This window comes from Paraburkholderia steynii (assembly GCF_900100565.1).
GTDB lineage: Bacteria > Pseudomonadota > Gammaproteobacteria > Burkholderiales > Burkholderiaceae > Paraburkholderia > Paraburkholderia terrae.
The window spans coordinates 28,524-47,376 of record NZ_FNDI01000037.1; the positions used below are offsets into that span (position 1 = coordinate 28,524).

Sequence of the window (18,853 nt, forward strand, 5' to 3'; positions counted from 1 at the left end):
GTGTTAGCCGCTTTCTTTTGCCTACTTTTCTTTGCGGCGGCAAAGAAAAGTAGGTGCCGCCCCGCACAGGGGCGACGCTTGAAGCACGCTAACAAAGCGCGGATGCCAGCGAAAAGGCAAAAATCACCAGGGCAACACATGAACAGCGAAGGCAAATCGCGAATGCCAGCGCAAAAACCAAAACACCGAACAGCAACGCATGAAGCACGAAAGGCAAAGAGCGATGCCAGCGCGAAGCACAGCGAACCACCCAGCGTCGCAGACAAAAAAACCAAACCCACTGCGACATCCCACCACACAACCGCGTCGCGCGACATCGACAAACCCTGTGCTGCGACGCGGTCGATTGCCGCACTTCACGCGCAAACGCACGCGACTGCCCCACAAAACAGAAAACCAAAATCCTGATCCAGATCAACCGCTTACAGAAAAAAAGCGCGCCCGCAGAAGCGCAGATCTGCGCCAAATCGCCACACAACGCGCCGCAGCAAAACAACAAACATTCCCCTACGCTTGCGGTCATCTGCACGAACCCGGATTCGGACACATGACCACCGCAATCTCCGCCTTCGACCTTGCCCGCATGCAGTTCGCGTTCACGGTCTCGTTTCACATCATCTTTCCCGCGCTCAGCATCGGGCTCGCCAGTTTCATCGCCGTCCTCGAATGGCGCTGGCTCAAAACCGGTAAGGCCTACTACAAAGATCTTTGTCTGTTCTGGTCGAAGATCTTCGCCGTGGCCTTCGGCATGGGCGTCGTCTCGGGCGTCGTCATGAGCTACGAGTTCGGCACGAACTGGTCGGGCTTCTCGTCGTTCGCCGGTCCCGTCACCGGCCCGCTGCTGATGTACGAAGTCATGACCGCGTTCTTCCTCGAAGCAGGCTTTCTCGGCATCATGCTGTTCGGCTGGCAACGCGTCAGCCCGCGTGCCCACTTCGGAGCAACGCTAATGGTCGCGATCGGCACGCTGATCTCGACGTTCTGGATTCTCGCGTCCAACAGTTGGATGCAAACGCCGCAAGGCTTCGATATCGTCGATAACCACGTCGTCCCCGTCGACTGGTTCAAGATCATCTTCAATCCGTCGTTCCCCTATCGCCTCGCGCACATGGCGATCGCCGCCTTCATCGTCACGGCGCTCGTCGTCGCGGCCGTCGGTGCATGGCATCTGCTTAAGGGACGGCGCGACAACGCGGTCAAAAAGATGTTCTCGATGGCGCTGTGGATGCTGCTGGTCCTCGCGCCCGTCCAGGCCTTCGTCGGCGACGCGCACGGACTGAACACGCGCGAACACCAGCCCGCGAAGATCGCGGCGATCGAAGGTCTGTGGGACACGGAGAAAGGCGGCACTGCGCTGAACCTGTTCGGCATCCCCGACATGCAGGCGGAAACCACGAAGTACGCCGTGTCGATTCCGCATCTCGGCAGCCTGATCCTCACGCATAGCTGGGACGGCGAAATCCGCGGGCTGAAGAGTTTCCCGAAAGAAGACCGCCCGAATTCGACCGTGGTGTTCTGGAGCTTCCGCGTGATGGCGGGCCTCGGCGTCGCGATGATCGGCTTCGCAATCGCCGCATGGGCGCTGCGCCGGCGCGGCAAGCTGTACGACGCGAAGTGGTTCCACCGCATCGCGATCGCGATGGGACCGACGGGCTTTGTGTCGCTGCTCGCGGGCTGGGTGACGACGGAAGTCGGGCGTCAGCCGTGGGTCGTGTATGGCGTCAAGCGCACCGTCGAAGCCGTGTCGCCGCTCTCGGCGCAACAGGTCGGCATTTCGTTGATGGCGTTCGTCGTCATCTACTTCCTCGTGTTCGGCACGGGCATCTACTACATGTTCAAGCTGATGCGCTCGGGCCCCGCGTTGCCCGGCCACACACCGGATGGCGTCCCCGACGCGCCCGGGCGCCGCCCGCTATCTGCCGTCGATCGGATGATCGACGCCTGATCCAACCTACGATACCCGCGAGAGAAAAATGGATGTGACCATAGTCTGGGCCGCGATCATCGCACTGGGCCTTTTCATATACGTCGTGCTGGACGGTTTCGATCTGGGCATCGGCATCGTGTTTCCGTTCTTCCCCGACGAAAAAGAACGCGACCTGATGATGAACACGGTCGCGCCCGTCTGGGACGGCAACGAGACATGGCTCGTGCTCGGCGGCGCTGGCCTGTTCGCGGCGTTTCCCATCGTTTATTCGACGGTGCTTTCCGCGCTCTATCTGCCGCTCGTCTTCATGCTTGTTTGCCTGATTTTCCGCGGCGTGTCGTTCGAAATTCGCGCGAAGGCGAATCGCACGAAGCATCTTTGGGATCTGGCGTTCATCGGCGGCTCGACGGGTGCGGCATTCTTTCAGGGCATCGCGCTCGGCGCGTTTTTGCAGGGCATTCCCGTTGTCGACGGCAGCTTCGCGGGCGACGCATTCGGCTGGCTCACGCCGTTCTCGCTGCTCACGGGTCTCGGCCTCGTCGTCACCTATGCGCTGCTCGGCTGCTGCTGGCTCGTCGCGAAGACGGAAGGCGATCTGCAACGACGCCTGCATCGCGTCGTATGGCCGCTGACGATCGTGCTGCTCGGCTTCATCGTCGTCGTCAGCCTGTGGACGCCGCTGCAAGAACCCGAGATCGCGCAGCGCTGGTTCGACGCCGGCATCTTCTGGCGCCTGCTGCCCGTGCCGTTCCTCGTCGCGATCTGCACGTTCTTCATGCGCCGCGCGGTGCGCGACCGGCATCACAACACGCCGTTCATGATGGCGCTCGGGCTCGTGCTGCTTGGCTACGTCGGGTTGCTCGTGAGCCTGTGGCCGTACGCAATTCCGTCGAGCCTCACGCTCTGGGAAGCGGCCGCTCCCCGTTCGAGCCAGATGTTCACGCTGGTCGGCGCGGCCATCATCATCCCCATCATCATCGGCTACACGACGATGGGCTACTGGGTTTTCCGCGGCAAGGTGCGCCATGGCGACGCCCATTACCACTAAGGCCGCCCGTTCGCGCCGGGTGCGGCTCCCCGGCTGGCTCTGGTTCGTCGCGCTGTGGTGCGGCGGCGTGGGCGGCGCGATGATCGTCGGCTATGCGTTCAAGGCGCTGATGAACGCGACGCTGTTTGCGATTACCTGAGCAGCTCACGACGGCCAAACACGCTTGCGCGCATCCGCCGCGCATAACCTGCCGGGCGGCCCGTCGAGGCCGCCCGCTTGCCTTCAAAATCCTTCCGCGAAGCTCGTCTACGTAGCAGGCCGCGAGAGCACCTTCCTCGTGGCCTCCGATGCAGTGCCGTACCAACCAGGGAAAACCACACGCGCCCAAACCGCGATGACCGCGCCGGACTTTCCGGCGAGGCCGCAGCGGCTGCGCGAGCGAGACCAGAGCATCTGATAAAACCACGCCGACGCCGTTGCATTCCAGACGGCCGACGCGAACAATGAAGCGCGGACACGCGCTGGCCGCAAGGCCGGCGCAGCCGGGCGACAAGCATGACCCATCCGGCGATCCGGCATATGATCGCGGCTTGGGAAGCAAAACAAGCTGTTGCTGCATGGACGGCCCACCGCTGGTCGGGCCGCAGGGAGTGCAGCGGGTTGCGATGCGCAGCGGGCGTACACGTCCGGGGTGCGTCGCGGCCTTGCGGACGGAGCGCGCGCAACGGGGAGCGCGCGCTCCGCCCTCGTCCCGACCGACAACATGGCACAACACCGGCAGGGCCGAGCGCCTGCATGGGACGAGAGGAAGGCGCTAAAGCGCCAACTCTGGTCCACAGCGGAGACATCATGAAGTTTCTTGTAGCCGACGATCATGAACTGATCCGCCAGGGCGTCAAGGGTCTGCTACGCGGACTCGATCCCGACGCCGTATTCGACGAAGCCGACACCTGGGAAACGCTGGCCGCCGCCGCAAGGCCCGACGCCAACCACGATCTCGCCATCGTCGACCTTCACATGCCCGGCATGACGGGCGCCTCTTCATTGCACGCCCTGCTGAAAGCCAATCCGGCGCTGCCCGTGGTCGTGCTGTCGGCGGAAGAATCGCCGGATGAGATGCGCGCCGTGCTCGCAGCGGGCGCGCTAGGTTTCGTGCCGAAGCGCCAGCCGGCCAGCGTGATGCTCAAGGCGATCGAGCTGGTGCTGTCGGGCGGCGCCTATGTGCCGATGGAAGCGCTCAGCCTGCTCGGCTCGCGCAGCGCGGATACAGCGACCGCGACTGCCACGGCGGAAGCCGCTATGACAGCAGGCGCAACAGCCATCGCCGGGCAGACGACGGCCGCGCCACCGGAAGCTGCGCCCGTTCGCATCGAGGCGCTGCAGCCGCATCAACAACATCTGCTGGAGAACCTGTCGCCACGTCAACAGGAAATCATGCGGCTCGTGCATCGCGGCTGGACCAACAAGATGATCGCGCGCGATCTCGGCGTCGCCGAAGGCACGATCAAGGTCCATCTTTCGGTGATCTTCCGCGCGCTCGGCGTGCATAACCGCGCGACCGCCATTGCCGTGATCAACGGCTGGCTCGAAGCGGGAAAGACGCTTTGAATGGGGATAAAAAAGAAGGCGACAGAACGTCGCCTTCGGCAGAACGCGGCCTTTGAAGCCGCACTTGATACATGCCCGTCAGAGCATTTCCGTCGCCAGCGTGACGCCTAGCGCAACGCCGCCGATCACGCCGATCGCGCGGCCGAGCAGCATCGCGTTGAGGTCCTCGTCGAGGAGGAACTCGCTGCGGCGCTCACGCATGACCGTGCGATGCAGCAGCGGCATGGGAAACAGCAACGCGCACGACAGCGCGACGGGCGCGCCCAGGCGCATTGCCATGTTCGCGTGGTGCTCGGCGGGAATGCCGAGATACAACATGCCGACCACGAAAACAGCCGTCAGCAGCGCGCCCGCCAGCACGCCTGCGACGAGCTTGTCGGATGGATGTCCGTTCACTTCTACACCTCATTGAATCGAAAGACCGCGCCGGGCCGATGGGCCGGACGCGAAGGTTGCCGGAATCGTTCGCGGCGGCCTGGGGAGCCGCTGTTATCGCGAAACGGCTTATTTCAGCAGCCAGGCATGGCTTCGGTCGATCAGACACTTCTCAAAAAGGCTGACGAACAGGACGGGACGCGGTGGCGCAGGCGGTAAACGGACGCGCAACGGCGCTATACGGCGCCGCTGCTATTAGGAAAAGATCGTCGATGGTCGCGATGCGGCTCGCGTTATGACGCGAGCCTTTGACTCTGTGACGGGGAGCCGGACCGAAAGGCGTGGCGCGTCGCGCCGGGGAGGATCAGCTGCGCGTCGTCAAAGGTTGCTCCGACGTCACGGGCTCCGCGCGGTCACCCGGCTTGTCTGCCACCGCGCCCGGCTGCTGCCACAGCATCTCCAGCGTGCGGCGCAGCCGCGCGGGCGTCACGGGCTTGTGCAACACGGGAATGCCCTGCATCGCCAGCGCCTCCAGTTCGACCGACGCCATATCGCCCGTGATCAGCAGCGTCACCACGCGTTCGCGGCCACGCCTTCGGAGCGCGTCGCGCACGGCGCCGAGCGCCTGCGCGCCCGTCCGGTGGTTCGCCAGCTGATAGTCGCAGAGCACGGCATCGGGCATGAAGCCTTCGTCGATGGCCAGCAGCGCGAGACGCTCGTCAGGCACGCCGCGCACGATGCAGCCCCAGCGGCCGAGCAGGCTCTGTATGCCTTCGAGGATGGCCGGCTCGTCGTCGATGCACAGCACGTGGCGCCCGAGCGCCGCCCCTCCGCTCGCGACGGAATCGTTCAGCCCGGCGACGATCCGCGCCGGATCGCCCGCCTGCACTGGGAACCGGAACACCGAGCCGCGCCCCGGCGCCGAGCGCAATTGCAGTTGCCCGCCCAGCATCTCGACGAGCCGCTTGACGGTCGGCAGCCCGAGTCCATGCCCTTGCCGAGCGTCGCGCTGCGGATTGGCGACCTGATAGAACTCTTCGAAGATGCGCCCTTGCTCGGCCCGCGGAATACCGATGCCCGAGTCGCGCACTTCGATATAGCCGCCCTCGCTCCGCCCCGCGTGCCGGAAGCCCATCCAGATCGCGCCGCTTTCCGTATAGCGCACCGCGTTCGACAGCAGGTTGCTCAGAATCCGCTCCAGCAGCACCGGGTCGTCGTGGATCACGGCGTCCGTCGGCGCGATGCGCAGCGCGAGCCCTTTCGCGGCCGCCTGCGGCCAATACTGGTTGCCGACGCGATCGAACAGTTCGGACAGCCGGAAATGCAGCCTGATGACCTGCGTGACGCCGCTTTCGAGCCGCGCCAGATCGAGCACCTGGTTGAACAGCTGGTTCAGCGCCTCGACATTGTTGGCGATGTTATTGGCCGTCTTCGCGTGCTGCACGGGCGTCGCCGACGTGTCGTTCAGCGACGCCGCGAGCAGCCCGATCGCATGCAGCGGCTGGCGCAGATCGTGACTCGCGGCGGCGAAGAAGCGCGTCTTCGCAAGGCTCGCTTCCTCGGCGACGAGCTTTTGCGCGGCGAGCGATTCGGCGAGCGCCTGCTGGTCGACGCGCGCCTGCACGACGCGCTGGAACAGCTTGCGGTAGCTGAGCGCGTAGACGTTGATCGCGCAGAAGAAGAACGCGAGGACGATCGCGAGGATCGTGCGGTCGAACGTGTGCGTGCCGAAGTGCAGCACGATCGCGGGCAGCAGCAGGAACGGGATCGCCGTCACGAAGTTGGCGCCGTCGAAACCGTTCGACATGAACACGCCCGCCGCCAGCGTGACGAGCAACACCGTGTGCAGGATGGGGAGATCCGTGTGCGGGCTCTGGAACGCGAACCAGATCGCGAGGCCAGGCGCGCTGTAGAGCAGCGCGCCGCGCGCGGCATGCAGGTTGATCCAGGTGCGTGGCGAGACGGACTCGGGCCAGCGCCGGTTGCACATCCACAGCGCGAGGCTTGCGCAGTTGGCGAAGCCATAGAAGATGAAGCAGGCCGCGAAAAGATGCGGATGCGGGATGTTATTCCAGTAGATCGCCACCAGCACCGCAATCGAGAACCAGTGCGTGAAGAAAGCAATCGGGTCCTGCGCGTACAGCACGCGCACGAGGTCTTCGTCGATCGCGCGCTGGATGGGATCGGCCCGCATCGTGCGGTCTCCTTGTCGGCAGGAACTGGCGCCTGGGCGCGTCGCTCCCGTCCATTCAATTGATTTTCGGTCGGCGGGAACGAGTACTTTTGGATCGCTCCCGTGTTGTATGAGATTCGCTGGTCGTTTCGTTTTCTGTCAAACCGCCGCCGATTGCACCAGATTGGGAATAAAACCTGGGCCTCACGCGTCCTATAAAGAGCACCCGGTACAGTCTAAAGATAGTTTACCCGTCTTACCGGCGGTTTACCCTTCAGCTATCACTTAATCCATATAGGCGGCGCCGCGTGCAAAAAGCATACTGGGTTCAACGATTCAACATTCAAGCGCGGCCAACAGCCTCTGAAGGTTCAGCTTCACGACCTGTTTCATGCCTGTTTGTCGAGGCTCTACTGGCGGCATCCCCCGCTGCCACCGCGCTCCTTGCCCCTTACCGATGGAGGCCTTCATGGGCGCAGTTCCGAGCCAGGTTTTCGCACGCACTCTCGACGAAGCCGTTCTTCCCGACCTGTGGCGCCGCCGCGCGCAGCTCACGGACGACGAAATGATGTCGATGTACGACCTCGTGAAGCGCGCGTTGCGCACCTACCACCCGCTCGAATTGCACGCGCTCGGCGAAGACAAGGAAGAGCTCGTGCATCAGTTCATCTATACGAAGGTGCTGCGTCTTGCGCCTAACCATGTCGAATCGAAGGCGACGCCGGAAAGCGCGCCGTCCAACAGCTACGCGATCTGCGCTTACTTCCGCCGCTATCTGATCGACTGCCTGAGGAGCGCGAGCCATCAGCGCAATGTGTCGATGGAAAACGAAGGCATGATGCAGGAGATCGATCTGCGCGCGCAGGCGCTCGAAGATCCCGTCGAAAGCGTGCTGCTGCAATACGGCCTGAGCGAGCGCGGCGTGCGCCAGGCCGCGCGCGAGTTCATCGCGTCGCTCGATTCGCCCGAGCGCATCGTGCTCGCAGGCAGCCTCGGCTGGTGCTCGGAAGCGAAAGGCGGTCTGTCGGCGGTGGCCGCGCAGCATCGGGTGCCCTCCTATCACTATCGTGCCGTCAAGCTCGGTGTCACGATGAAGAAGACGGACGACGCCGCGCAGTTTTCCAACACGAAGATCGGCCAATGGCTGCGCGACGAGCTCGGCATTGAAATTCACGCTGAAAACCGCGAAGCGATCCTCGTCGTGTTCAACCTGCTCGCAGCGGAAGCGACGGAAGCCGCCACCACGCCTGATGACGAGATGATCGAAGCGGCGGCGTGAGCAGCCGGGTGCGCCGCTTGAACCTTAACTCACTTAACGTTTAACAATCGCCGCCTTCGATTCGAATTTGACAATCCGGCTCGCCTAATACGCGTCGCGAACCAGAACGAGCCCGTCTCTACGCTTCATCCCGCGTGCAGTTCGCGCGACCGCTGCCTGATGGCACCCGTCCGCACGAAAGCACTCCACGCCTGCAATCACAGCATTTTTTGAATCACGCGGCTAAACGCGCGTTTTCCCTTTGCATTTCGCTGCGCGACGTCCAGGATAAAGAGGCTGCGAGCGCCAGCCAGCCGTCTATATCGCCAGGTTTCCCCCGCCCGGCACACATCCAATATAAAGAGGTGGTCGAATGAACCGCTTGTCCAGCGCCCTTTCGGCGATGAAGGACCATTACGAGGTCGTGGTCGTGGGTTCCGGCTATGGCGGCGCGATTGCCGCGAGCCGCATGGCCCGCGCGAAACGCAGCGTATGCCTGCTCGAACGCGGCCGCGAGTTCATGGCGGGCGACTTTCCCGCCACGGCGCTCGAAGGTGTCGCGCAAATGCAGTACAACACGGGCGTCGCGCAGATCGGCTCGCCGCTCGCGCTGCTCGAAGTACACGTGAATCCCGATGTGAACGTGGTGGTCGGCTGTGGACTGGGCGGCACGTCGCTGATCAATGCGAACGTCGCGCTCAAGCCCGACGCGCGCCTGTGGGACGATCCGCGCTGGCCCGCCGCCTTGCGCGCAGACCAGGCGAATCTCGACATTTGCTACGAGCGCGCCAAAACGATGCTCGGCGCAACGCCCGTCCCCGACGACTACCCCAATCTGCCGAAACTCGACGCGCTTGAGCTGTCGGCGAAACGGCTCGGCATGAGCGACCGCTTCTACCGCCCGCCCATCACGGTGACGTTCAAGGACGGCAAGAACGCGGCGGGCTTCGACCAGCAGCGCTGCATCGGCTGTGGCGACTGCAACTCCGGCTGCAATCACGGCGCGAAGAACTCGACGCACATGAACTATCTGCCCGACGCCGCAGCGCATGGGGCGCAGATTTTCACGGGCGCGGCCGTGCATTCGGTGGTGCGCGACGACGCGCGCGGCGTCTGGTGCGTACGCTATCAGCCCGCCGATCTGAAGCGCGAGCTGTACGACGCGCCCGAACTGTTCGTGACGGCCGACATCGTGATTCTGTCTGCAGGCACGCTCGGCTCGACGGCGATCCTGCTGCGCTCGCAGGAAGCCGGCTTGCCTGTGTCGAAGCAGCTCGGCCAGCACTTCACGGGCAACGGCGACGTGCTCGCGTTCGCGTTCAACACCGACAAGGTGATCAACGGTGTCGGCTGGGGCACGCATCCGGAGGGCGTTATTCCGCCTGTCGGCCCTTGTATCACGGGCATCATCGACCATCGCAACACGGCCGATGTGAAGGACGGTTTCGTGATCGAGGAAGGATCGGTCGCGGCGCCGATCGGTCTCGGCCTGATGGGCGTGCTCGGCGTCGCGGCGCCTGCCGAAGGCGTCGAAATGCCGGACCCGGCAGGCGACCCGCCGCTCGCGGACGAAGCGCGCATCGCCGAGAGCCTTCTGCGCGGCCCGTATCACGGCGCGATGCACAACACGCAGACCTTCCTCGTGATGGCGCACGACGACGAAAGCGGCCAGATCACCGTCGAAGGCGGCCGCCCGCGCGTGAGCTGGCCGAACGCGGGCAAGCAGCCGATCTACGAAACCGTCGAAAAGACGCTGATCGAAGCGACGGGCGCACTAGGCGGCACGTATGTGCGCAACCCGATTTCCGCCGATCTGTTCCAGAACCGCACCGTCACCGTGCATCCCTTGGGTGGCTGCGGGATGGCGGAGGATGCCGCGCACGGCGTCGTCGATCAGGCGGGCCGCGTGTTTTCCGGCATGGACGGCAACGCGGTCCACGAAGGGCTCTATGTAATGGACGGCGCGGTGATGCCGCTCTCGCTCGGCGTGAACCCGTTGCTGACGATCTCCGCGCTGGCCGAGCGCAATTGCGCGCAGCTTGCGCAGTCGCGCGGCTGGCAGATCGACTACAACGCGGCGGGCAACATCGCCCCGCCGCCCGCGCTGAAAATCGGCCTGCGCTTCACCGAGACGATGATCGGCACGTACTACACCGGCGACGTCAAGCCAGAAGGCCAGCAAGACGACCGCGCGGAAGGCACGCCCATCAGCTTCACCGTGACCGTCGTCTCCGACGATCTCGACGACATGCTCGCGAACCCGCAGCATCAGGCGCACATGATCGGCACGCTGACGTGTACCGCCTTGTCGCCGCAACCGATGACCGTCAACGACGGCATCTTCAACCTGTTCGTCGTTGACGAAGCGAACGTCGAACGGCGCAACATGAACTACCGGATGACGCTCGACACCGTCGACGGCAAGCATTTCTATCTGACCGGTCAGAAGATCATCACGCACACGTCGCTGACGGAACTGTGGACGCAGACGAACACGCTCTACGCGAAGATCCGCGAGTCCGATGCCGACGACGCGCCCGTCATCGGTCACGCGACGCTCATCATCACGCCCGAGAATTTCCTCAAGCAGCAGCGCACGATCGAAGTCACGAATACACCCGATATCGAAACGCGCCTTGCGTATACGCTGAAGTTCGGCCGCTTTTTTGCAGGTGTGCTGTACACGGAATACGGCGGCGTCGCGGCACCGTTGCAATATTTCGATCCCGACGCGCCGCCGCGCGTGCGCCGCGCGTTGCGCGCGCCCGCGCCGCAGATCACCTACTTCAATACCGAGGACGGCAAGACACTGCGGCTCGCCCGCTATCACGGCGGCAACAAGGGACCGCTGCTGCTGATTCACGGCTCAGGCGTATCGAGCCGCATCTTTTCGACGGACCTGATCGGCACGAACCTCGTAGAGTTCCTGTGCGCCGCGCATTACGATGTCTGGCTCGTCGATCTGCGCGTGAGCATCGAACTGCCGAGCGCGACCGAACGCACCACCGCCGATGAAATCGCACGCTACGACATTCCCGCCGCGGTCGCGAAGGTGCGCGAGTTGACGGGCGTCGACGGGATTCAGGTCATCGGGCATTGTCTGGGCGGGCTGGCCTTGAGCATGTCGCTGATGTCGGGACTCAAGGGCGTGCGGTCCGCGGTGATGTCGCAGGTGTCGGCGCATCCCGTGCCGGGACTGTTGCAGCGGGTCAAGGCCGGACTGCACACGCCGCAGATTCTTCAACATCTGGGCATCAAGGATATGACCGCTTATACACAGGACGAGAAATGGCCGCACAACCTGCTCGATCAAGCGCTGAAGTTCTTCCCTGTCGAGCAAGACGAAACGTGCAACAGCGCCGTGTGCCATCGCGCGACGTTCCTGTATGGCCTGCTCTACGAGCACGAGCAACTCGATGAACAACTGCACGCGAACCTGCAGGAGCTATTCGGCATTCACGATGTCGAGTTGTTCAATCAGCTTGCGGCGATGGTACGCGCGGGGCACGTGGTCGATGCGAATGGGGACGACGTGTATATGCCGAACATCGCAGGCATGAAGCTACCCATCGCGTTCATTCACGGCTCGGAGAATCTCTGCTATCTGCCGACCAGCACGGAGATGACCTACGATCTTCTAGTAGAAAAGTTCGGGCCGGAGAACTACGAACGACATGTGATCGACGGATATGGACATATCGATTGTGTGTTCGGCAAGCGCGCGGCACTCGATGTGTTTCCGACGATTGTCAGGTATCTGGATGCGCATTGAGCACAGATGACGGTTCGTCATGGATGCTCTCGCATTCATGACGAACCGTCGTGTGCATAAAAACGCTAGAACAACTTACCCGGATTCATAATCCCATTCGGATCGAGCGCATGCTTGATCGCCTTCATCACGGCGAGCTCTTCGTTCGAGCGCGACACGGGCAGGAACTCGCGCTTGAGCGAGCCGATGCCGTGCTCCGCCGACACCGACCCGCGCAGCGGTGCGAGCATGTCATAGACGAGCGCATACACGTCATGATGATCAACGCCCGGCACGGAATGCCCGTCGACGGTCACATGCAGATTCGAATCGCCGATATGGCCGAAGAAATACGACTCGTTGCCCGGCCAGGCGCGGTCGATCGCCGCGCGGCAACGATCGACGAATGCGCCGATCTCGCCGATCGGCAAACTCACGTCAAAGTTGATGGGATCAAGCTTGACGGGAAATTCCGCCGTGCATTCACGGATCGCCCACAGCGCGCGCGTATCGGCAACCGACTGCGCGATCACGGCGTCGCGGATCGCGGCTTCATCAAGCGCCTCCATCAGCACGCCGGAAAAACGCGACCCGTCGTCATCGGCGTCGAAGCTCGCATGCTCGATCAATGCATATAACGGATGCGCTTCGGCAAATGGCGAGCGCGCACCCGTCAGCTTCACGCCGAAGTCGAAGAAGTCTGGCCACATGATCTCGAATGCGCCGATGTCGTTGCCAAAGCGCGTCGAGAGCCGGCGCAGCAGACTGACGGCCTGATCGTAATCACTCAGCGCAACGAGCGCCGTATGACGCGACGCACGCTGCGGCTGCAGCTTCAGCACCGCGCGCGTGATCACGCCGAGCGTCCCTTCCGAGCCGATGAACCAGTGCTTCAGGTCATAGCCGGTGTTGTTCTTCACCATCTTGTTCAGTGAACTCAACACCGCACCGTTCGCCAGCACGACTTCGAGACCGAGCACCTGATCGCGCGCGGTGCCCGATTGAATCACGCGATTGCCGCCCGCATTCGTTGCGAGATTGCCGCCGATCTGGCATGACCCGCGCGCGCCGAGATCGAGCGCGAGTTCGAAGCCCGCTTGCGCCGCCGCTTCCTGCGCGGCCTGCAAGGTCGTGCCGGCGCGCACGGTGAGGGTCGCCGCTGCGCTGTCGATTTCCTCGACGCCAGCAAGACGGTCCAACGATAACGCAATATCTGTCGCACGCGGAATCGAGCCGCCCGCAAGGCCCGTCATGCCGCCCTGCGGCACCACGCTCTGGCGAGCGTCGTTACAGATCATCAACGCGCGTGCGACCTGCTCCGTCGTGCGCGGCAGAAGCAAGGCGGCGGGACGCGTGGGTTCGTGACGCGTCCAGTCCGTCATCGAGCGTTCGCCGATTTCATCGCCCACGCGCACAGCGTCATCGCCCAACGCTTCGCGCAACGCGGCCAAAGTCGATGCGAGCGCGGCCCGTTCGTTCACTGTCATGCGGTTCCTTATGTCGTTCCTTGCTCTGCGGCGAGCTTCTTCCGATAACCCATCGAACTGTTGATGCGGCCCAGAATATAGTCGCCCGCAGCGACGGGTTCGTATTTGCTGTCGGCTTCCGGCGTGCCGAGGTCGCGCGGATCGACGTCCGACGTATAGGTCGGATCATAGAACGTCGCGATCGAATAGCGCTCGCGGCCCGACGCGTTGATCACGCGATGCAGCGTCGAGCGGAAGCGGTCATTCGTCCAGCGCGCCAGCAGATCGCCGACATTCACGACGAAACTGCCTTCAATGGGCGGCGCCTCGATCCACGTCTCGTTCGCGATCTCGCGCACCTGCAGCCCACCAACCTGATCCTGCCACAGCAGCGTGATGCAGCCGTAATCGGTATGCGGCGCGACGCCGAACTGATCATCATCGGATTGCGGCGGCTGCGGCGGATAGTAGACCATCTGCGTGCGCTGCATCCGCTTCGTGTAGCGCGGCGCGAAGAAATCCTCAGAAACGCCCAGGCCCGTCGCCACCGCGCGCAGCAAGTCCGCGCCACACGCGCCGACTTCCTCGTAATAGCCATACAACGCGGGCTGCAACGCAGGCATGAAGTCCGGCCAGTTGTTCGGCCCGCGCAGCGCCTGGCCCGCGAGCACATCGGGATCGCTCTCGGGCAACTCCAGACCGATGCTATAGAACTCCTTGTAATCGGGGCGCTTTGCCTGATACATCGTCGCGTCGCCCAGCGCATTGAAGCCGCGATGCCGATGATTCACCGCCGCGCGCCGTTTCGTCTCGACGGGAAACGCAAAGAACTCGCGCGCCGCCTGTTCCGCACGATCGATCACCGCCTGCGGCACGCCGTGATTGACGATGTAGAAAAAGCCGATGGTCGTGCATGCGTCGCGTATCTCGCGGCCCGCGCGCGCAAGCGCATCGCGGTCACCGGCGCGCACGCCGGCCAGATCGACAATCGGAATGCGAGTGGCTGGCTGCATTGCGGAACTCCTTCATCACGAAGATTGAAATGACTATTTGATACATGCATCGATACACGCTTCGATACATCGCCGCGCACACCGCATGCGGATCGGCGAGAGTTTCACGTTGTATATACCGCCAAAAGCGCAATCGCAAGTTGCGTTGCACCCAGCTTCAATCATCTGCAGAAGATACGCCAGCGGCATTAGGGTTTGACAGCATGCGATTATTTTTTTCGCGCAAAACCAGCGGTATATACTGCCTCGCATGATTCGCGCCCCGCCACGTCGAGCGCGACACACTTTGCCAACGGGAGAATCTCAATGGGTATCTTTGCAGGCTGGAAGTGTCGTCTCGCGATGGTGGCGTTCTGCGCCGCTGCGTCCGTAGCCAGCGCCGGCGCGCACGCGGAAGATCAACTCGCGAAGGTCAAGAAGGCGGGCGAACTCGTGGTCGGCACGGAGATGCAGTTCGCGCCGTTCGACTTCCTCGAGAACGGCCAGCAGGCTGGTTTCAACAAGGACCTGTTCGCCGAAGTCGGCAAAGAACTCGGCGTGAAGGTGCGCTTCATCGATCTGCCGTGGCCGAGCGTGCTGCCCGGACTCGAAGCCGGCAAGTTCGACATGGTGGGCGGCCCGCTCACGGTGACGAAGGCACGCATGGAACGCTATACGTACACGCTGCCCGTCGCTGACGCGACCGACGCGCTTCTCAAGCGTGCCAACGACACGTCGCTCAAGCAATCATCGGATATCGCCGGCAAGATTGTCGGCGCGGGCAAAGGCTCCGCACAGCTCGATCAGCTGAAGGCCTACATCGCGACACTGCCGAAACAGCCCGAAGTGCGCGAATACGTCGACAACAATCAGGCGTATGCGGATCTCGCAGCGGGCCGCATCGCTGCCGTCGCCAACTCGATGACGAACATCGCGTACGTCGCGAAACAGCGCCCCGAAGCGTTCGCCGTCGTGACGCCGCCGTTCGGCGCTAAAGTGTACTTCGCATACTGCCTGCGCAAGGATGCCGACAGCAAGCCGCTCGCCGACGCGTTCAACGCCGCGCTGGTCAAGATGCACAGCGACGGCCGTCTCGCATCGTTGCAGAAGAAATGGTTCGGCGTGGCCATGGACGCGCCCACCACGATGCCTACGCCCAACTACTGATGCCCTGAATCGCGCGGCGCACCCGCTCTCGGGCGCGCCGCTTACATGTCCTTTCTTGCAGGCAACAGGCCATGTTCAGCGCCCACGTTTTCGCTCAAGGTTTTCCGCTGCTTCTGCAAGCCGCGCTCGCAACGATCGGCATTTCGCTGACGGGGCTGGTGATCGGCTTCTTCGTCGGCATCGGCGTGTGCTCGGCGCGGTTGTCGTCGAAGCCAATTGCGCAACGCTTCGGCGGCGCGTATGTGTTCTTCTTTCGCGGCGTGCCGATGCTCGTGCAACTGCTGCTCGTCTATTACCTCTTGCCGTTCGTCGGCATCAACGTGTCGCCCATCGTCGCGGCGATCAGCGCGGTGTCGCTCTGCTCGGCGTCGTACATCGCGGAGATACTGCGCGGCGGCTTCCTGAACATTCCGCCCGGCCAGATCGAAGCGGCGCGCATGCTAGGCCTTTCCCCGATCGACATGCTGCGCCGCATTCAGGTGCCGCAAGCCTTTCGGATGACGCTGCCTTCGCTCGTCAACGAAATGGTGCTGCTGATCAAGGCGTCGTCGTTGATCTCCGTGGTCGGCGTGGCCGAAATCACGCGCACCGCGCAGAACATTGCAGCCAGCACGTACCGACCGCTTGAGGCTTATGTCGCGGCGGGACTGATCTACTTCGTGATCTGCGGTGCGCTTGCGCTGGTCGCGCACGCCGCCGAGCATCGGCTTCAACACACTTGAGGACCGAACGATGCAGCAATTCGATCCCACCGTCATCACGCACAATCTGCAACCCATCGCCGCTGGCCTCGCGACGACGCTCGGCACATGGATCATCGGTGTCGCGCTCGGCCTGCTGATCGGCTTTCTGATCGCCGTGCTGCAACTCTTTTGCGGGCGCTGGGTGCGCGGCATGTTGCGCGTGTATATCGAGCTGTTTCGCGGCACGCCGTTTCTCGTGCAACTCTTTTTGCTCTACTACGGCGGCCCGTCGTTCGGCTTGACGCTCGAACCGCTGACGGCCGGCGTGCTCGGTCTCGGCCTGTACGGCAGCGCGTATTTCGCGGAAGCGTTCCGCTCCGGTTTTCAATCGATACCGCGCGGACATCTCGAAGCCGCATCATGTCTCGGCCTCACGCGCTGGCAAGCGGTGCTGCGCATCCAGGTGCCACAAATGCTCGTGCTGATCGTGCCCGCGCTGACCAACCTGACCATCGTGCTCAGCAAGGAAACGGCCGTGCTGTCGATCGTCACCGTGCCCGAGCTGACGTTCGTGCTGACGGGCATCGGCTCGGCGACTTTCGCGTTCGTCGAAACCCTGCTCGTGCTATGCGTGTGCTATCTCGCGCTCGTCGAACTCACGTCGCGCGCCGGCATGTGGGCGGAAGCGCGCGTTGCCCGCTTCATGGCGTAATCGATAATCAAGGTTCATCATGAATGCACTCGTCGACATGCCCGCTTCTTCTACGCTCGATATGACGCAATCCGGCCTGGCGCCGCTGATCGATGTGCGCGATCTGCGCAAGCGCTTCGGCGACGTCGAAGTGCTGCGCGGCGTCGATCTCGACATCAAGCGCTCGGAAGTGGTGTGCATCATCGGGCCGTCGGGCTCGGGCAAGAGCACACTGCTGCGCTGCCTCGCCGCGCTGGAGACTTACGATCACGGCGACGTGCGTATCGAAGGCGAGTTGCTTGGTTACACGGAACGCAACGGCAAGCGTGTGCGCGCGTCGCAGGGCGAGATCAACCGCGTGCGCCGCAGCGTCGGCATGGTGTTCCAGCAGTTCAACTTGTGGCCGCATATGACGGCGCTCGGCAACGTGATGGAAGCGCTGTTGCGCGTGCGGAACCTGTCGCGCGAGGATGCGAAAAAGCGCGCCAATGCGATGCTCGAAACGGTCGGCCTCGCGCACAAGGGCGACGCGTATCCGGCGAAGCTGTCGGGCGGTCAGCAGCAGCGCGTCGCGATTGCACGCGCGCTCGCGATGGAGCCGCACATCATGCTGTTCGATGAGCCGACCTCCGCGCTCGACCCGGAACTCGTGGGCGAAGTGCTGCAAGTGATGAAGCAGCTTGCGCGCGACGGCATGACGATGGCTGTCGTCACGCACGAAATGGGCTTCGCGGCGCAGGTTGCCGACAAGGTCGTGTTCATCGACCAGGGGCGCATCGCCGTGCAAGGCAAGCCGCAAGATGTCTTTCACGATGCGAATCAGCCGCGCCTGCGCCAGTTCCTGCAAAACTACTTCGACCGCAACGCATTCTGGTCGCGCGGCGCGGACAGCGCGGAGCCGGTATGAGCGCCCGCCTCAGCCGATAAAAACCGATGCCCGCCCCCGCCATCCGCGACAAGCTGCACACGCGAGCCCTTGCGAAAGCACGCAAGTCTCGCGGGCCGGATGCTCACGCGATGGCACCCGATGCACCGAACGGCGCCCCTGCCGCGCGCTACGAGCAGGTCAAACAGTACATCCGCAACACGATTGACTCCGGCGAACGACGCGCGGGCGATCGCATTCCATCGGAACTCGATCTCGTCGAATCGCTCGGCGTATCGAGGATGACGGTCAACCGTGCGTTGCGCGAACTCACGAACGAAGGCTTGTTGACGCGTGTGTCGGGTGTCGGCACGTTCGTCGCCGAATCCAAGCCGCAGTCGACGTTGCTGATGATCGCGCATATCGGCGACGAGATCCGCTCGCGTGGCCACGAGTACAGCTATCAGACTGTGCTGATGCAGCGCGAGGTGGCGCCTGTCAATGTGTCGAATGCGCTGGGGTTGCCGTTGGGCGCGTCGGTGTTTCATGTGATCTGCGTACATCGCGAGAACGGCTTGCCCGTGCAGCTCGAGGATCGTTTCGTGAATCCCGCCATTGCGCCGGATTTCATCGAGCAGGATTTTGCGGCCGTGCGTCCTTCCGAATACCTGTTCAGCGTCGTGCCGGCGCATGACGTCGAGCATGTCGTCGATGCGGGTCTGCCGAGCCGCGCGGAAGCTGAGTTGCTGCAGATCGCGCCTGAAGAGCCCTGCCTCACGCTGATGCGGCGCACGTGGACGAGCGGCGTCGCGGTGACGTTTGCGCGGTTCGTGCATCCGGGTTCGCGATATAGGCTTGGATGCCGGTTTGCGCCGGATACGTCGCAGAGGCAGGGGTAGTGTTTTCAAG

The 18,853-nt window shown here is 63.2% G+C and carries 16 protein-coding genes; 11 read left to right on the plus strand and 5 right to left on the minus strand.

What is annotated here, in order from left to right:
- Positions 1 to 317: hypothetical protein (locus tag BLT65_RS47715; protein ID WP_208545880.1), on the minus strand; the 317-nt coding region annotated here is incomplete at its 3' end.
- Positions 318 to 547: 230 nt separating this feature from the next.
- Between BLT65_RS47715 and BLT65_RS40110 the strand changes: the two genes are divergently transcribed.
- The 4 genes from BLT65_RS40110 to BLT65_RS40120 all read left to right on the plus strand — a co-directional run bounded on the left by BLT65_RS40110 (position 548) and on the right by BLT65_RS40120 (position 4,523).
- A complete protein-coding gene (locus tag BLT65_RS40110) occupies positions 548 to 1,945 on the plus strand; it encodes a cytochrome ubiquinol oxidase subunit I (RefSeq protein WP_091789138.1) in 1,398 nt (465 codons plus the stop codon).
- 28 nt (positions 1,946 to 1,973) lie between these two features.
- The gene (cydB, locus tag BLT65_RS40115; RefSeq protein ID WP_035996583.1) at positions 1,974 to 2,975 is read left to right on the plus strand and encodes a cytochrome d ubiquinol oxidase subunit II; all 1,002 of its coding nucleotides are present in this window, start codon (positions 1,974 to 1,976) and stop codon (positions 2,973 to 2,975) included.
- Positions 2,953 to 3,114: a hypothetical protein gene (locus tag BLT65_RS47480; protein ID WP_167306629.1), complete on the plus strand. Its 162-nt coding sequence runs from the start codon at positions 2,953 to 2,955 to the stop codon at positions 3,112 to 3,114. Before cydB ends, BLT65_RS47480 begins: the two co-directional genes overlap by 23 nt.
- A 650-nt stretch (positions 3,115 to 3,764) precedes the next feature.
- The gene (locus tag BLT65_RS40120; RefSeq protein ID WP_042314739.1) at positions 3,765 to 4,523 is read left to right on the plus strand and encodes a response regulator transcription factor; all 759 of its coding nucleotides are present in this window, start codon (positions 3,765 to 3,767) and stop codon (positions 4,521 to 4,523) included.
- 78 nt (positions 4,524 to 4,601) lie between these two features.
- Here the strand turns inward: BLT65_RS40120 and BLT65_RS40125 are convergent, their stop codons facing one another.
- Together BLT65_RS40125 and BLT65_RS40130 are read right to left on the minus strand one after the other, a co-directional pair.
- Positions 4,602 to 4,919 carry a hypothetical protein gene (locus BLT65_RS40125; protein WP_042314738.1) on the minus strand — a complete coding sequence of 106 codons (318 nt, stop codon included), beginning with the start codon at positions 4,917 to 4,919 and terminating at the stop codon, positions 4,602 to 4,604.
- 343 nt (positions 4,920 to 5,262) lie between these two features.
- On the minus strand, positions 5,263 to 7,092 hold the full coding sequence (locus tag BLT65_RS40130; RefSeq protein ID WP_091789141.1) for an ATP-binding response regulator: 1,830 nt from the start codon (positions 7,090 to 7,092) through the stop codon (positions 5,263 to 5,265).
- A 448-nt stretch (positions 7,093 to 7,540) separates the two neighbouring features.
- Here BLT65_RS40130 and BLT65_RS40135 point away from each other — a divergent pair, with 448 nt between their 5' ends.
- Entirely contained in the window at positions 7,541 to 8,350 is an 810-nt protein-coding gene (locus BLT65_RS40135) for a hypothetical protein (protein WP_042314743.1), read from the plus strand.
- A gap of 352 nt (positions 8,351 to 8,702) precedes the next feature.
- The gene (locus tag BLT65_RS40140) at positions 8,703 to 12,101 is read left to right on the plus strand and encodes an alpha/beta fold hydrolase (protein WP_091789145.1); all 3,399 of its coding nucleotides are present in this window, start codon (positions 8,703 to 8,705) and stop codon (positions 12,099 to 12,101) included.
- 65 nt (positions 12,102 to 12,166) lie between these two features.
- Here BLT65_RS40140 and BLT65_RS40145 read toward each other — a convergent pair whose 3' ends face one another.
- Both BLT65_RS40145 and BLT65_RS40150 read right to left on the minus strand, forming a co-directional pair.
- Positions 12,167 to 13,567 carry an FAD-binding oxidoreductase gene (locus BLT65_RS40145; protein WP_091789148.1) on the minus strand — a complete coding sequence of 467 codons (1,401 nt, stop codon included), beginning with the start codon at positions 13,565 to 13,567 and terminating at the stop codon, positions 12,167 to 12,169.
- A gap of 8 nt (positions 13,568 to 13,575) precedes the next feature.
- Positions 13,576 to 14,559, minus strand: a complete 984-nt coding sequence (locus BLT65_RS40150) for an isopenicillin N synthase family dioxygenase (RefSeq protein ID WP_091789151.1) — start codon at positions 14,557 to 14,559, stop codon at positions 13,576 to 13,578.
- 306 nt (positions 14,560 to 14,865) lie between these two features.
- Between BLT65_RS40150 and BLT65_RS40155 the strand changes: the two genes are divergently transcribed.
- The 5 genes from BLT65_RS40155 (at position 14,866) to hutC (ending at position 18,843) form a co-directional block, all read left to right on the plus strand.
- Positions 14,866 to 15,705 carry a transporter substrate-binding domain-containing protein gene (locus BLT65_RS40155; RefSeq protein ID WP_091789154.1) on the plus strand — a complete coding sequence of 280 codons (840 nt, stop codon included), beginning with the start codon at positions 14,866 to 14,868 and terminating at the stop codon, positions 15,703 to 15,705.
- Positions 15,706 to 15,776: 71 nt separating this feature from the next.
- Positions 15,777 to 16,427 carry an amino acid ABC transporter permease gene (locus BLT65_RS40160; RefSeq protein WP_091789157.1) on the plus strand — a complete coding sequence of 217 codons (651 nt, stop codon included), beginning with the start codon at positions 15,777 to 15,779 and terminating at the stop codon, positions 16,425 to 16,427.
- Positions 16,428 to 16,437: 10 nt separating this feature from the next.
- Positions 16,438 to 17,100: an amino acid ABC transporter permease gene (locus tag BLT65_RS40165; protein WP_042314742.1), complete on the plus strand. Its 663-nt coding sequence runs from the start codon at positions 16,438 to 16,440 to the stop codon at positions 17,098 to 17,100.
- Between the two features lie 19 nt (positions 17,101 to 17,119).
- Positions 17,120 to 17,986: an amino acid ABC transporter ATP-binding protein gene (locus BLT65_RS40170; RefSeq protein WP_091789160.1), complete on the plus strand. Its 867-nt coding sequence runs from the start codon at positions 17,120 to 17,122 to the stop codon at positions 17,984 to 17,986.
- A gap of 110 nt (positions 17,987 to 18,096) precedes the next feature.
- Complete coding sequence (gene hutC / locus BLT65_RS40175) at positions 18,097 to 18,843, plus strand: histidine utilization repressor (protein WP_091789163.1); 747 nt, start codon at positions 18,097 to 18,099, stop codon at positions 18,841 to 18,843.
- Positions 18,844 to 18,853: the final 10 nt, after the last annotated feature.